Source organism: Clostridium sp. ZBS2 (assembly GCF_023845855.1).
GTDB lineage: Bacteria > Bacillota > Clostridia > Clostridiales > Clostridiaceae > Clostridium > Clostridium aquiflavi.
In genome coordinates, this window is the sequence record NZ_JAMQIF010000016.1 from 15,713 (window position 1) to 30,029 (window position 14,317).

Consider the following 14,317-nt stretch of genomic DNA (forward strand, 5'->3'; position numbering starts at 1 on the left):
TTAATAATGTGGTATTTTAAAATTTAATATTTATTATATATATTCAGTAACTAAATCAGTAAACAAAATGCCCTCTAAATGGTCAATTTCATGACAGAAACATTTTGCTAAATCTCCCGTACCTGTCAATTGAATTTCTTCCCCATTTTCATTTAGTGCTTGTACTATTACTTCATATGGTCTTTTTAGTTTTCCAAATACATTGGGATTACTTAAACATCCCTCTATAACTTGTTGACTTCCTTCCTTTTTAATTATCCTTGGATTAATCAGTTTAATAAGGCCTTGTCCCATATCTATTACAACTAATCTTTTTAGTATACCTACTTGTGGTGCTGCCAAACCTCCACCATTTTCTGTATTATACATAGTCTCTACCATATCATTTAGTATATCTCTTATCTTATCATCTACAACTTCAACTTGTTTACTTTTCTTCCTAAGAATAGGATCATCAAAAAGTCTAATTTGTCTTAATGCCATTTAAATCACACCCCTACTTTGATCTGCTCTTGATTTTCTTTTACTTTCCTCAAAAAGAAAAACTTCTTCTATTGAACAATTAAATACCTTTGAAATATCATATGCTAACCATATTGATGGTTCATATTTTTCTGTTTCAATAGCATTTATAGCTTGTCTTGATGTCCCTACAAGTTTTCCCAATTGTTCTTGAGTTAATTTATTTGCTTCACGAAATTCTTTTAATCGATTTTTCACTTACACTCACCTCTGTAATGTTTGCCTTACTTATAAGTATATTTTTATCTTATCTATATGTCAAGCTAACATTACAATAATAAAACCGTTTCTATAAATGGCGCATTTTAGTTTATTCAATAAAACCTTTTATTTTCATTTTTTCTGCATTATAAAATAATGCCATTCCTGTTTTCATTTTTTTAAAGTTTAGTTTTTCATAAAAACTTTCTTTACCAGGTGAAGCATATAATATAAAACTACATTGTGGTAGACATTTCATAATGCTATTAACAATTGTTCTACCAACATTTTTCCCTTGATATTCTGGTAATACTGCTACATCATAGATTGCAGCTTGATAGATTCCATCTGAAATTGCACGTCCAAAACCAATAAGTTCATTATTGTCAAAAACAAAAACAACAGTGTGACTATTTTCAAATGCTTTTTTATGCACCTCTTGATCAAAATATGCCATTCCAACCTTTTTCAATATTTCAGATACATAATTCCAATTAATATTTAAACAGTTATATTGAATTCTTAATTCCATTTTATCATCTCCTTAAAATCACAATATGAATTAACTATAGTATAATTCCTTACCTTAGGTAAGATGCAAGTACAATTTCAATAAATTCATCTCTTAGTTATAATAATTTATTATATCATTTTATATTATGCAAAATAAAAATAAGTGCAAGTACTAATCATATATACTTGATTAAGCACCTGCACTTATATAATTATATTTTAATTCAACACTGTAAACACTCTACTTAATTATAGTATATAACTAATAGGGATAGTATGGATAATATGGATATGGTGGTTGGATAAGGTAAGGATAAGGTAATAATGATACTGCTGCTAAAGTAGCAAATGGAATCGATTTACGCTTAAAACGTCTAAATCTTCGTGGACGATTATAACCATAATACTGCCTTTGTTGATCAATTTGATTTTCATTTTCTGGTTCCATTACATCCTCACCAACCAACACATTAATGTAATCCATATCTACACTTTCAATAATTCCATCAACTGTACTGCCCTCTGTCATTGTTAAAGTAATGTGATAGTATAAGTACCTTTTACATTTATCTTGTAACATCTGTAAATCCCGAAAATTTCTATAACAACAATCTTTTTCTAAATTCATTTTTAAACATCTCCTTTCGAATACTATAATATTCATCTATAAGGAAAATGTTCTATTGTGTTTCTCTCTATTTGTTCCATTATATCTACAATTAGTTCTTGCTAAACATACACTTACTAAGTACATGTAGTATCATCCACTTTTGTAATATAAAAATCTTTAATTACATAATTTCACTATTATACATTACTTCTAATATATAATTAGTTTACATTAAGAAATTTTTATCTAAGCTTTCGCCTAAAGCATAATAGAATGCTATTATATCACTATCTTCATTACTCTGCATTCTTCTTCCTATACAATTGTACACAAATGCATTAACTCCATTTACTTGAATCGCTGGGCCTAAATTAGAATCTGCCCAGTTCCCTTTATAATTTGAAAGAATCACAAGGCCAAAATATCCACTGCATTTTTTTAATAGATCATTAAGTACTTCTTCTCTTAATCCATTTTTTATATACATTTGATATATATCTTCTAGTACTGTATCAAATTCACTTAGACTGTCCTCACCTAATGTAAGTTCTATTTTAAATACTTCTTTAATCCATTCAATAAAATCAATTCCATAACCAAGCATCATTAGTTCTAAAGTAGCTAATTCATTTGTTCCTTGTTTAATTAATTCTAATTGTTCATCATAATATATCGTTAATTCTTCAATTGATTTTGAATAATCAACTAGGCCCTCTTTTACTTCACCAATTTCAATATTCACTTCTTTTTTTCCGTTAAATATATTCATACTTTCTCCTCATATAAAATTATAATTATCAATAAATTTCTTAAATACATAGTAAACAACTTTTATTTATAATATTTTATAAAATTTCTTCTATATGTTCTTTATACTCGTCTACTGTATTTTTATCATTTAGCTTACTAAATATATCTATAGATTCTTCTTCATCCAAAAACTCACTAACCCAAAAATTAAGTTCGATACCTTCTTTTGAGTTATTTGCAAAAAATTCTTCTTCTTTTAATTCTAATAATGCATCTATACATACATCAAAAATTTTTTCTCTAAATTCCTGAAAAAAATATGTATAAACATTAGTCTCTGAATCACTTATTCTATCTTTATTGTCCTCTTGAAACGCTTTTAATTTGTTTCCAATTCTATAAAATTTATCATCTGCACCATTCCAAATTTTCCATTCTTCTGGGCAAAATCTATAATACCAAAAATCATTATCAGATCCATCGACAATATCATTAAGTGCACTCTTTGTATTTGCTATAATTCCAATTGATCTAACATCAGCTGAACAATTTAATGAAAAAGCATATACAGTATCCTCTTTATTAGTTTTTACAATTTCTAAAAAAGCACTTTTTGTAGCCAAAATAATATTTTGTTTAAATTCATTAAAATCAAAATTCATCACAGTCACCCTTTCTCATATATCTCATGAAATTTTAATATTAAGCTTTGCTTATGCATATATCACCCACGCTACTTAAACATAGCCATATTCTCCTTAAACAACATTTTATTTTCTATTTTACCATAGTTAATGCTAAATATAGATTTTATTTTTCATTTATATGGAATTTCCACTAAAATATATCTATTGATAAATATATATATTTCGTGTATATTCTTATTAGATATTTAGATAATTATCTAAATATCTAATTTATTGAAAGGAGTGATTACTTGTCATTTAATGATGCTTTTAAAGCTCTTTCTGATAACACAAGAAGAAAAATTTTAGATCTACTAAATGAAAAAGATATGACTGCTGGTGATATTGCCGATTATTTTCAAATTACCAAGCCTAGTATATCTCATCATTTAAGTATTCTCAAGCAAGCTGGACTAGTAAGTGATGAAAGAAAAGGTCAATATATATATTACTCACTAAATACATCTGTTTTTGAGGATGTTGTAAAATGGTTCATATCATTTTTAGGTAATACTAATGAAGGAAAGGAATAAACTAATGAAAAATAAAACTAGTATTTATAATATTACATTAATAACTCTTGCATTTTTAGTAAGTATTGTATTATACAATAAACTACCTAATGAAATGCCTATACATTGGAATACAGCTGGTGAAATTGACAACTATGGTCCTAAACTATTTGCAGCTTTTTTACCACCTTTAATTATGCTTTTTATATGGGGTGGGATGTTATTTACTCCTAAAATTGATCCTAAAAGAAACAATTATTCAAAATTTAATACAAGTTATACTATTATCACAAATGTTATGGTAACTTTCTTTTTTATTTTACATATTGTAGTTATAATATCATCACTAGGATACAACGTTCCAATAAATAAAGTTATCCCATTTATGGTTGGTTTATTATTTATTGTAATTGGAAATTATCTTCCAAAATCCAAGAGTAACTTTTTCTTTGGAATTAAAACGCCTTGGACATTAACTAATGAAGATACTTGGAAAAAAACTCATAGATTAGGTGGAAAATTATTTGTATTATCAGGACTAGCTATAATGATAAGTTCATTATTTTTTGAAGGAAATATACAGTTTATAATTTTAATGATTTCAATATTTGTTGCAGGTATAATTCCAATAATAGCAAGTTATTTTTATTCTAAAACAGTATAAGTTAATTTTAAACATAAAAAAGATCAGGCTTTAATTTTAAAAACCTGATCTTTTTTATTTGCTTTATATAATACTATACCTATTAACAATTTCAATTTTATAATTAACGAATTTTACAATCTTATCTTTCTTTATGCTTTAAATTTCATTACATTTTTGTATAAATATTATAAAATAAATATCACCTTATTATATAATTTATAAAACATTTTCTTAATCTTTTATACTAATTAGTACTATTTCCAATAATATCATATACTATATATAGGAGTTTTTATTTAATATTTCAATTTAGAAAGAGAGGATATTATTATGAATTCTTATGATTTTTTATTTGATTTAGCCTTAATACTGTTAACTACAAAAGTTTTAGGTATTGCAAATAAAAGATTCCAACTTCCACAAGTTGTTGGAGCTTTAATGGCTGGTGTACTTTTTGGTCCTACCGTTTTTAATCTTTTAAATGAAACAGAGTTTATAACACAACTTTCTGAGATTGGAGTAATTGTCTTAATGTTTTGCGCCGGTCTTGAAACTGATATAAACGAGTTAAAGAAAAGTAGACATTCTTCATTTATTATTGCTTTAATAGGTGTTCTTATACCTCTTATTGGCGGGTTTTTAGTTAGCTTTTTCTTTAATAATGACCCTTCTATTTCAGATGCATCTTCAAGTATAATATTACAAAATATATTCATTGGAGTTATACTTACTGCCACTTCTGTTAGCATAACTGTTGAAACTTTAAAAGAAATGGGCAAGCTTAGCACAAATGTTGGCAGTGCAATTTTAGGTGCTGCAATTATAGATGATATTTTAGGCATAATTGCACTTACTATAGTTACAAGTTTTGCAGATTCAAATGTAAATGTTTGGGTGGTTTTATTTAAAATTTTCGCTTTCTTTGTTTTTGCAGCTATTTGTTGTTTTATATTTTATAAATTCTTTTCAAATGTTCAGTTAAAACATGGTAAAGGTATGCGTAGATTTGTAATACTTTCTTTTGTATATTGCTTAATACTTTCTTACTGTGCAGAAGTATTTTTTGGAGTTGCTGATATAACTGGTGCATTTATAGCCGGACTTATAATTTCAAAAACTACTTACTCTAAATATATAGCTTCGCGCTTTGAAACACTTTCTTATATGTTCCTTTCACCTGTATTTTTTGCAAGTATAGGAATAAAATTTAAATTACCAGCAATGACTTTATCAATGATTATATTTTCTATAGTTCTTGTAATAGTTGCTATTTTAACTAAAATTATAGGTTGTGGAGCTGCTGCTAAATTATGTAAATTTTCTTCTTTAGAATCTATTCAAATAGGCACTGGAATGGTATCAAGAGGTGAGGTCGCTTTGATAGTTGCAAATAAGGGTGCTGCCTTAGGACTAATGTCATCTGTATTTTTTGGTCCTATGATAATAATGATAATTGTAACAACAGTAATTACACCCTTACTTTTAAAAATAGTATTTTCAGACAAATTTAATAAACTCAAAAGCACTAAAAATGTCATTACTACTAATTCTACTATAAAATAAAAGCGTGGTTATGCCACGCTTTTATTTTATAATATACCTTCTTTTTGATATGTTTGTATAGATTTTATTATGTAACTCAATGTACAAAAATCTCTATCTGCTCTATCACAAAGAATTTTCAAGCCTGATATTAAACTTTTCTCATTAAATTTTTCTAAAAGAATCATTATGCTTAAAGTGTTAATATCTCCATCTTTATTATCCAAAAGTCTTGATCTTTTTATTTTTTCATTTTCTAGTGCTGAATCTATAGCTTTTTTTAGATTTTCACTTATATCAATTGCTGGTGCTTCTTCAAATATTCTAACTGCTGATTTATCAAATTCTAAATTTTTTGCAGTACTTAAATCAGTTCCTACAAATATTACATTTTTAAATTTTGCATCTCTAAAATCTGCTCCACTTAAATTTGCACCTTCAAATACAGTATCTTCGAATTTTGCTCTTTTAAATCTACTTTTCTTAAGATTACTTCCTACGAACTCAGCAGACTTAAATGTACATTCAAAAAAATTACAGTCTTTAAAGTGAGCTCCTCTAAAACTTGTAAAATTGAAATTTGATCCTGTGAAATCACAATTATAACAGTTACTTCTTTTTAAATCATTATACATAAAATTTTTGTTTTGTTTTATTGCCTTATTATAGTTTAATCCAATACTTGGTTTTTTATTTTTATCCATTCATTCATCCATCTCTTCTATTTATTATTTCAATATATGATAGCATAGTTTCAAACACAGTTGTAGTAAAATAATATATATTTTTAATTTATATTATTTTTTATGCTTAGTTCAAGTTCATCAATAAATTTTAAATTACTTTTCATATTTAATAAAATTTCTTCATCTTTTGGCATTTTATATCTATGCGCTAATCTATTTCTATACCTTCTAGACACACAGTAAAATTTGAAGAAATCTTCACTTATTCTATTGTTTTCTTTAATTACTTCCATTCCTTCTATTGCAGAAATGTCAATTTTATATTTGTTTATATCTTTTAAATTAATAGAAATATAGTCTTCACATAATATATGAAAATCTAAAAAATAAGCTCGAACACTATGATATAATACTTTTTTTAAAATCTCATCATCACAATTTTCCAAAGAATTTAAGCATTCACGAAAGTCTATACTCCATTCTTTAAAATCTTTTAATAATTTTATAATTCTATCTCTATTAATCAAGTAAATCTCTCTCCCTTAATTTTAAAAAATCACTATTTTCTATAAAAAAATTTTCAACGAATCGATATATATTTTCAAATGCATTATTTTTATTATAAAGAATAGTGCCCTCATTAACTATATTTTTCAATAAAATTCTATCCATATCTTCTTTCAAATTTATTACATCAATATTATTGTCTAATAGTTGTTCTAACTCTGCTTCAATTTCTAACTCTTCTTCCATACTTATATCTGCTATTATAAATATATCATAATCTGAGCTATCTAAATAATCTCCTCTTGCTCTACTTCCAAACAATCCCACACATTCAATATTATGATTGCTAATTATATTAGATACAGCTTTATTTAAATCCATCATACTCACCACCATATTATATCTAGTGTATACTAAGCCACTAGATTTAAAATATATTATCTTTATTATATATTATAGGCATATCTACTACAAATTAATATTTTATTTTTACATTTTTATACACAAAAAATAAGTGTAGATGTTTAAATCATATTTCTACGATTTTCATCTACACTTATACAGTACCAAAAGACTAGCTACTTTAAATTTGTAAATAGTCCTTAATGTACTTATTTATTTCTTTTTATTTTATTTTTTTCCTGCTTTATGAGTTTCTTTTTTTTCTTTATGATTTTCCTTCATTGTTTCTTTTACTTGTTTGCGAGCTTCCTTCATTGTTTCCTTTGTTTCTTTGTGAGCTTGCTTTGTTGTTTCCCTTGTTTCTTTCTGAACTTCTTTAATTTTATCTTTTGCTTCTTTATTAGTAAGTCCTGTGATATCTACTCCTAAATTTGCAGCTTTTTCAGTAACTTTTGTTAGCTCTTTTGCCTCAATAACTGCTTTTATTTTAGTTTTTAAATCTTCCTTTGATAATCCTGTAACATCTATTCCAAGTTTTGTAGCTCTTTCAGCAAATTTTGCAAGCTGTTTTGCTTCAATAGCTGCTTTTACTTTAGCTTTTGCATCTTCTTTTGATAATCCTGTTATATCTACACCAAGTTTTGTAGCTATCTTTGCAAGTCTTTCTGGTGTATTTAAGTTATTCTCATCAATAGTTGCTTTTATTTTAGCTTTTAAATCTTCTTTTGATAATCCTGTAACATCTATTCCAAGTTTTGTAGCTGTTTCAGTAAGTTTTGCAAGCTGTTTTGCTTCCATAGCTGATTTTATTTTAGCTTTTGCATCTTCTTTTGATAATCCTGTTATATCAACACCAAGTTTTTCAGCTATTTTTGTAATACCTTCTGGTGTATTTAATTTATTTTCGTGCATAACAGCTTTTATTTTAGCTTGTATTTCTTCTTTTGATAATCCTGTTATATCGATTCCAAGTTGTAATGCTAATGCTTCTCTTATCTTAGTTCTTGCATCTTCATTTGATAATCCTGTTATATCAACGCCAAGTTCTGTTGCTCTTTGAACTAACTTTGCATTTATTTCTGTTTCACTAATTTGTTGTACTTCTTCATCTGTTTCTACATTTGCTTCAACATCACCATCAATATTATTATAAGTATCTGATTCAATAGTTGATTCAACACTTGCCTCAGTTGTTGTTCCGGTAGTTGGTACCCCTGGCAAAGTAGTTTCAGCTACACTTATACCAGTAGTTACATCTTGAGATATAATTTCACTTGCAAATACTGGAACAACAGTTGACATTGTCATTATAGTTGCAACAGAAATTGCTAATATTTTATTTTTTTTCATAATTTTCTCTCCTTTAATCCATTATTTTACTGATTTGAATTTAAACGCATTCGTTAATGATTAATTTAAATATATAATAAAACTTTTTTGTGAAATTTATGTGAAATCTATAAATAATATACTTTTTGCTACAACTTTCAATTTATATTAGAAATATCTTGAAAATCTTCATTAACAGAAACAAGTATAAAGCGTTTATTTTTTTAGTTCATTAAATAAATACACTTTTTTAAAATAATTTTTTGACAATTCATTTGACGAATTTTATTTAAAGTCTTTATTTATCTAATTTATAATACAATTTGGTATTTCAAGAGAAAAAATTACACCATCTTCTGTATTTTTCACTTCAGTTGTACCTCCATGAAACTCTACTATTAATTTTACAATTGATAATCCTAATCCATGACCTCCATATGTTCTACCCCTTGCTTTATCCACCTTATAATATACATCCCAAATTTTTTCTAAATCTTTCATTTGTATGTGGCTTCCTGTGTTAAAAACATTTATTTTTATTCCATCTTCTTTATTTTCAACAGTTAATTCAATAATTCTTCTTTCATCTACATGATCAATAGCATTTGTAATAAAATTATTTACAGCTTTTTCTAGCATATGGCTATCAGCAGATATCACATAATTATTTACGCACTTTAAATCAAAATCAATGCATTTATCAATAAATGTTTGATTAAATCGTTCTACTATATTAGATATAAGATCACTAATATCCAAACTCGTCTTATTTATTTTAACCATTCCAGATTCCATCATAGAATGATTTAAAAGTTCCTGTACCAGTTTATCCATCCTGTCGCATTCTTCAACTAGAACTGAACAATACGTATCCATCTTTTCCTTATCATAAGCCACACCATATTTAAGTCCTTCAGCATATCCTTTAATTATACCTATTGGAGTTTTTAATTCATGGGACATATCCCTTACAAGTTGTTTTCGTTTCTCTACATCTTGCTTAAGTTCATTTATACTAGTGCTTAATTTTTCAGAAATTTTATTAATGCTTTTTCCTAAATTTCCAATTTCATCGTGTAAATTAATATCTACACGTTTATCAAAGTTAAGATTTGATATATTTTCTGCAACATTACTCATTTCTATAATTGGTTTTGTTATCTTTTTTGAAAAAATAAGTATAAATATACCTCCAATAGCAATTACTATTGCTGCTGCAAACATATAAAATTGATTTGCTATTGAGGCACTCTCATAAATACCCTTAAGAGATTTATTTAAAATAATAAATTTCCCATTATTCATTCGTGAAATAAAAATTAATTTATTCATATTGTCATCATGTTTTTGCTCAATATAATATACATATTTATTTGAAAGTTTATCTTCATTTTCTAAAATAGTTTGTTTGATTTCTTTAGATAACCCTCTATCTTTATTAGGTTCTTTTTTAGGAAAAGAATTATGTTCTATGTTAAGATTTTCATTAACAATAATAGTTCTTATATTATCAATACTATCTATCATATTTATATACTCATCTATATTTTCTTTATCATCAATATACTTATTACTAATTTTTTCATTCATTGATAGAAAAATTCTTTTATTTTTATAAATATAATATGATTCTAAAAATATTGAATTTAAAAATATCCCACATAGAACTAAAAAAATCATAACTACTGTAAATATGAAAAGTAACTTTGTCCTAATTGTTTTCATTGTCTTTTCCTTCAAACATATATCCACTACCTCGTACTGTCTTTATATATTTTCCACAGTCTAAAAGTTTAGCCCTTAAAGTTTTTATATGTGTATCTACAGTTCTTGCATCTCCACAAAAGTCATATCCCCATACTTTATTTAATATTTGATCACGTGATAATACTCTTTCACTATTTTTTATAAAACAAATTAGAATATTATATTCTTTATGGTTTAACTTAACTTCCACATTATCTACTATTACTTTATGTGTTTCTTGATTTACTTTTATCTTTCCTTGAATTACTTGATAAAAGTTTTTTTTCTTTAATTTTCTTACAATTGTGTTAATTCGAGCAATAAATATTTCATAACTAAAAGGCTTTGCAATATAATCATCTGCACCTTTTTTAAGTCCAATAACCTCATGTTTTTCATCTCCCAAGGCTGTAAGCATTATTATAGGCACATCTGAATATTCCCTAATTTCTTTAAGGACTTCTAAGCCATCATATATAGGCATCATTACATCTAATATAATAAGATCAATATCCTTTGAACTAAAAAAGATATCTATTGCTTGTTTGCCATCACAAGCTTCCACTGGTATGTATCCTTCTTTTCTTACAATATCACATATAAGTTCTCTAAAGACTCTATCATCCTCTGCTATAAGAATTTTGATATCCATAATTACACCTTCTTATCTTTAGTTTTTATTACTATAATAACATAATCAAAAATATTTTTTTATCCTTTATTATTTGACTTAATTATAACTTTCTAATGAATAAAAATACCCCGATATTTCTACCGAGGTATTATATAGTCTAGATTCGTAATTTTTAACTTTTTATTTTAATCTATTATTTCTTTTTATTCTTTTTTTTATCTATTTCTTGTTTTTGGGGTTTAATTCCATAAGCATTTATATACATTTCTTTTATTTCACTCATTAATGGATATCTTGGGTTAGCTCCAGTACATTGATCATCAAATGCTTGCTCAACCATTTCATCTAGTGAATTATAGAATTTATCTTCACTTACGCCAGCTTCTTTTATTGTCATTGGCATATTAACTTTTCTTTGTAATTCTTCTACTGCCTTAATTAATAATTCAACTTTTTCGCCATCAGAATCTCCTCCTAAATGTAAATAATCTGCAATTCTTGCAAATCTATATTCAGCATTTGGATATTTGTATTGAGCAAATGCTGCTTGTTTAGTTGGAGCATCACTTGCATTAAATCTTATTACTTCATTTAATAATAATGAATTTGCCATACCATGTGGTAAGTGATGGAAAGCTCCTAATTTATGAGCCATTGAGTGACAAATTCCTAAGAATGCATTTGAGAATGCCATACCTGCCATACATGAAGCATGCGCCATTTTTTCTCTAGCTTTAATATTAGTTAAACCTTCATTATATGCTTGTGGTAAATATTTAAATACTAATCTTATAGCTTCTAAAGCTAATCCATTAGTAAATTCAGATGCCATTATTGAAACATAAGCTTCTATAGAGTGAACTAATACATCTATACCTGCACAAGCAGTTAATCCCTTAGGAGAAGTCATCATAAGTTCTGCATCAACTATAGCCATATCTGGAGTTAATTCATAATCAGCTAATGGATATTTTACTCCACTTTCTTCATCAGTTATAACAGCAAATGGTGTTACTTCTGATCCTGTACCTGCTGATGTAGCAACTGCAACCATCATAGCTTTTTCGCCTAAAACAGGGAATTTAAATACTCTCTTTCTTATATCCATAAATCTCATGGCTAAGTCTTCGAATCTAATTTCTGGATGTTCGTACATAACCCACATGATTTTAGCAGCATCCATAGCTGAGCCTCCACCAAGAGAAATTATAACATCTGGATCAAAACTTAACATTTCTTTTGCTCCGGCTTTAGCACATCTTAAAGTCGGATCTGGTTCAACCTCAGAAAATATCTTATATTGAATCTTATTTCTTTCTAATACTTCTGTAACTTTATCAGTATATCCTAAATTAAATAATACTTTATCAGTTACAATGAATGCCTTTTTCTTACCCATATCATGTAATTCTTGTAACGCTATTGGTAAACATCCATATTTAAAATAAGTTTTTTCAGGAACTCTAAACCAAAGCATATTTTCTCTCCTTTTAGCTACAGTTTTAACATTAATCAAATGCTTAGGTCCAACATTTTCTGAAACTGAGTTTCCACCCCATGAACCACAGCCTAGAGTTAAAGATGGAGCTAACTTAAAGTTAAATAAATCTCCAATAGCACCTTGAGATGCTGGCATATTTATAAGTGTTCTAGCAGTTTTCATTCTAGCGCCAAATGCAGCTATTCTGTCTTTACATTTTATTTCATCCGTATAAAGTATAGAAGTGTGACCCATACCACCTAATATTATTAGTCTATCAGCTTTTTCTAATGCCTCTTCATAAGATTTAGCTCTGTACATAGCAAGTACTGGTGATAATTTTTCATGAGAGAAAGGTTCTTCTAGTTCTACAGATTCAACTTCTGCAACTAATACCTTTGCACTTTCTGGAATATTAACACCACCCATAGCAGCTATTTTAAATGCTGGTTGGCCTACCATATCAGCATTTAAGCCTCCCTTTTCATTTAAAATAATTTTTCTTACTTTATCTACTTCATCACCTTTTAGAATATAAGCTCCTCTTGCAGCTAATTCCTTTTTAACTTCATCATAAACTTCATCTAATACAACAAGTGATTGTTCTGATGCACAAATTACTCCATTATCAAAAGTCTTAGATAAAAGAATTGAGTTAACAGCCATCTTGATATGAGCTGTTTCATCTATAATTGCTGGAGTATTTCCTGCTCCAACACCTAATGCTGGTCTTCCTGATGAATATGCTGCTTTAACCATTGCAGGTCCACCTGTTGCAAGGATTATGTCACATTCTCTCATAACATTTTGAGATAATTCAACTGAAGGTTCATCTATCCAACCAATTATTCCACTTGGTGCTCCTGCTTTAACTGCTGCATCTAAAACTATTTTTGCAGCTGCAATTGTAGCATTTTTAGCTCTTGGATGTGGTGATATTATTATTGCATTTCTAGTTTTTAAAGCTATTAAAGTTTTAAAAATAGCTGTTGAGGTAGGGTTTGTTGTTGGAACAATAGCTGCTATAACTCCTATTGGTTCTGCAACCTTTGTAACTCCATATGTAAGATCTTCTTCAAGCACTCCACAAGTTTTCATATCTTTGTATTGATTATATATGTATTCAGCTGCGAAGTGATTCTTTACAACTTTATCTTCTACAATACCCATGCCGGTTTCTTCTACAGCCATCTTAGCTAACTTAATTCTATTATCATTAGCTGCCATAGCTGCTTGCCTAAAAATTTCATCTACTTGTTCTTGTGTAAACTGAGCATATTTCTTCTGTGCTTCTCTTAATTCTTTAATTTTTTGAGTTAATTCTTCAGGGTTTGTTACCTTCATTACTTATTCCTCCTAAAGCAAATATGTTTTTTTAATTTTAAAAAAAATAATAAAATATTATTATATTTTCTTATTAATTTTTAAATAATCTAATTAATTTACACTATATATTGTTCTATTATTTGCTTTTAATTATCCAAGTAAAATAAAGTTTTTATATAATTATTAGCTCTGTTTTTAATGTATTTTGATATATACAATAGGTAA

The 14,317-nt window shown here is 27.2% G+C and carries 16 protein-coding genes; 3 read left to right on the forward strand and 13 right to left on the reverse strand.

Annotated features, from left to right (window positions below; translation table 11 throughout):
• Positions 1 to 33: 33 nt before the first annotated feature.
• The 6 genes from def to NG918_RS09475 all read right to left on the reverse strand — a co-directional run bounded on the left by def (position 34) and on the right by NG918_RS09475 (position 3,258).
• Entirely contained in the window at positions 34 to 483 is a 450-nt protein-coding gene (gene def, locus NG918_RS09450) for a peptide deformylase (RefSeq protein ID WP_252215453.1), read from the reverse strand.
• Entirely contained in the window at positions 484 to 720 is a 237-nt protein-coding gene (locus NG918_RS09455; protein ID WP_252225841.1) for a helix-turn-helix transcriptional regulator, read from the reverse strand. It abuts the gene before it with no gap.
• A gap of 112 nt (positions 721 to 832) precedes the next feature.
• On the reverse strand, positions 833 to 1,255 hold the full coding sequence (locus NG918_RS09460; protein ID WP_252215448.1) for a GNAT family N-acetyltransferase: 423 nt from the start codon (positions 1,253 to 1,255) through the stop codon (positions 833 to 835).
• 243 nt (positions 1,256 to 1,498) lie between these two features.
• The gene (locus NG918_RS09465) at positions 1,499 to 1,765 is read right to left on the reverse strand and encodes a hypothetical protein (protein WP_353735864.1); all 267 of its coding nucleotides are present in this window, start codon (positions 1,763 to 1,765) and stop codon (positions 1,499 to 1,501) included.
• A gap of 307 nt (positions 1,766 to 2,072) precedes the next feature.
• Positions 2,073 to 2,615 carry a hypothetical protein gene (locus tag NG918_RS09470; protein ID WP_252225844.1) on the reverse strand — a complete coding sequence of 181 codons (543 nt, stop codon included), beginning with the start codon at positions 2,613 to 2,615 and terminating at the stop codon, positions 2,073 to 2,075.
• A gap of 76 nt (positions 2,616 to 2,691) precedes the next feature.
• Positions 2,692 to 3,258 (reverse strand): DUF4303 domain-containing protein, encoded by a 567-nt coding sequence (locus NG918_RS09475; protein WP_252225846.1) that lies wholly within the window; start codon positions 3,256 to 3,258, stop codon positions 2,692 to 2,694.
• Between the two features lie 275 nt (positions 3,259 to 3,533).
• Between NG918_RS09475 and NG918_RS09480 the strand changes: the two genes are divergently transcribed.
• The 3 genes from NG918_RS09480 (at position 3,534) to NG918_RS09490 (ending at position 6,003) form a co-directional block, all read left to right on the forward strand.
• On the forward strand, positions 3,534 to 3,815 hold the full coding sequence (locus NG918_RS09480; RefSeq protein ID WP_003371939.1) for an autorepressor SdpR family transcription factor: 282 nt from the start codon (positions 3,534 to 3,536) through the stop codon (positions 3,813 to 3,815).
• A gap of 4 nt (positions 3,816 to 3,819) precedes the next feature.
• On the forward strand, positions 3,820 to 4,458 hold the full coding sequence (locus NG918_RS09485; RefSeq protein WP_252215440.1) for an SdpI family protein: 639 nt from the start codon (positions 3,820 to 3,822) through the stop codon (positions 4,456 to 4,458).
• Positions 4,459 to 4,770: 312 nt separating this feature from the next.
• Complete coding sequence (locus NG918_RS09490; RefSeq protein WP_252215438.1) at positions 4,771 to 6,003, forward strand: cation:proton antiporter; 1,233 nt, start codon at positions 4,771 to 4,773, stop codon at positions 6,001 to 6,003.
• Positions 6,004 to 6,029: 26 nt separating this feature from the next.
• On the opposite strand, the gene NG918_RS09495 is transcribed toward NG918_RS09490, so the two are convergent.
• From NG918_RS09495 to adhE, 7 genes are all read right to left on the reverse strand, one after another.
• Positions 6,030 to 6,686: a pentapeptide repeat-containing protein gene (locus tag NG918_RS09495; protein ID WP_252215436.1), complete on the reverse strand. Its 657-nt coding sequence runs from the start codon at positions 6,684 to 6,686 to the stop codon at positions 6,030 to 6,032.
• Between the two features lie 83 nt (positions 6,687 to 6,769).
• Positions 6,770 to 7,195 (reverse strand): hypothetical protein, encoded by a 426-nt coding sequence (locus tag NG918_RS09500; RefSeq protein WP_252215433.1) that lies wholly within the window; start codon positions 7,193 to 7,195, stop codon positions 6,770 to 6,772.
• Positions 7,188 to 7,556 carry a type VII toxin-antitoxin system MntA family adenylyltransferase antitoxin gene (gene mntA / locus NG918_RS09505; protein WP_252225849.1) on the reverse strand — a complete coding sequence of 123 codons (369 nt, stop codon included), beginning with the start codon at positions 7,554 to 7,556 and terminating at the stop codon, positions 7,188 to 7,190. Before mntA ends, NG918_RS09500 begins: the two co-directional genes overlap by 8 nt.
• Positions 7,557 to 7,805: 249 nt before the next feature.
• A complete protein-coding gene (locus NG918_RS09510) occupies positions 7,806 to 8,927 on the reverse strand; it encodes a hypothetical protein (protein ID WP_252225851.1) in 1,122 nt (373 codons plus the stop codon).
• A 285-nt stretch (positions 8,928 to 9,212) separates the two neighbouring features.
• Positions 9,213 to 10,631 carry a sensor histidine kinase gene (locus tag NG918_RS09515; protein WP_252225853.1) on the reverse strand — a complete coding sequence of 473 codons (1,419 nt, stop codon included), beginning with the start codon at positions 10,629 to 10,631 and terminating at the stop codon, positions 9,213 to 9,215.
• On the reverse strand, positions 10,618 to 11,304 hold the full coding sequence (locus NG918_RS09520) for a response regulator transcription factor (protein ID WP_252215422.1): 687 nt from the start codon (positions 11,302 to 11,304) through the stop codon (positions 10,618 to 10,620). The genes NG918_RS09515 and NG918_RS09520 overlap by 14 nt, the downstream gene beginning before the upstream one ends.
• 175 nt (positions 11,305 to 11,479) lie before the next feature.
• Positions 11,480 to 14,110, reverse strand: coding sequence for a bifunctional acetaldehyde-CoA/alcohol dehydrogenase (gene adhE, locus NG918_RS09525; protein WP_252225855.1), 2,631 nt, complete (start codon positions 14,108 to 14,110; stop codon positions 11,480 to 11,482).
• Positions 14,111 to 14,317 lie beyond the last annotated feature (207 nt).

Coding starts and splice junctions, on each gene's coding strand:
- NG918_RS09495 (WP_252215436.1), bottom strand. CDS start 6,686: ATGGATAAAAATAAAAAACCAAGTATTGGATTAAACTATAATAAGGCA.
- def (WP_252215453.1), bottom strand. CDS start 483: ATGGCATTAAGACAAATTAGACTTTTTGATGATCCTATTCTTAGGAAG.
- adhE (WP_252225855.1), bottom strand. CDS start 14,110: ATGAAGGTAACAAACCCTGAAGAATTAACTCAAAAAATTAAAGAATTA.
- NG918_RS09460 (WP_252215448.1), bottom strand. CDS start 1,255: ATGGAATTAAGAATTCAATATAACTGTTTAAATATTAATTGGAATTAT.
- NG918_RS09475 (WP_252225846.1), bottom strand. CDS start 3,258: ATGAATTTTGATTTTAATGAATTTAAACAAAATATTATTTTGGCTACA.
- NG918_RS09485 (WP_252215440.1), top strand. CDS start 3,820: ATGAAAAATAAAACTAGTATTTATAATATTACATTAATAACTCTTGCA.
- NG918_RS09470 (WP_252225844.1), bottom strand. CDS start 2,615: ATGAATATATTTAACGGAAAAAAAGAAGTGAATATTGAAATTGGTGAA.
- NG918_RS09490 (WP_252215438.1), top strand. CDS start 4,771: ATGAATTCTTATGATTTTTTATTTGATTTAGCCTTAATACTGTTAACT.
- NG918_RS09465 (WP_353735864.1), bottom strand. CDS start 1,765: ATGACAGAGGGCAGTACAGTTGATGGAATTATTGAAAGTGTAGATATG.
- NG918_RS09510 (WP_252225851.1), bottom strand. CDS start 8,927: ATGAAAAAAAATAAAATATTAGCAATTTCTGTTGCAACTATAATGACA.
- mntA (WP_252225849.1), bottom strand. CDS start 7,556: ATGGATTTAAATAAAGCTGTATCTAATATAATTAGCAATCATAATATT.
- NG918_RS09515 (WP_252225853.1), bottom strand. CDS start 10,631: ATGAAAACAATTAGGACAAAGTTACTTTTCATATTTACAGTAGTTATG.
- NG918_RS09520 (WP_252215422.1), bottom strand. CDS start 11,304: ATGGATATCAAAATTCTTATAGCAGAGGATGATAGAGTCTTTAGAGAA.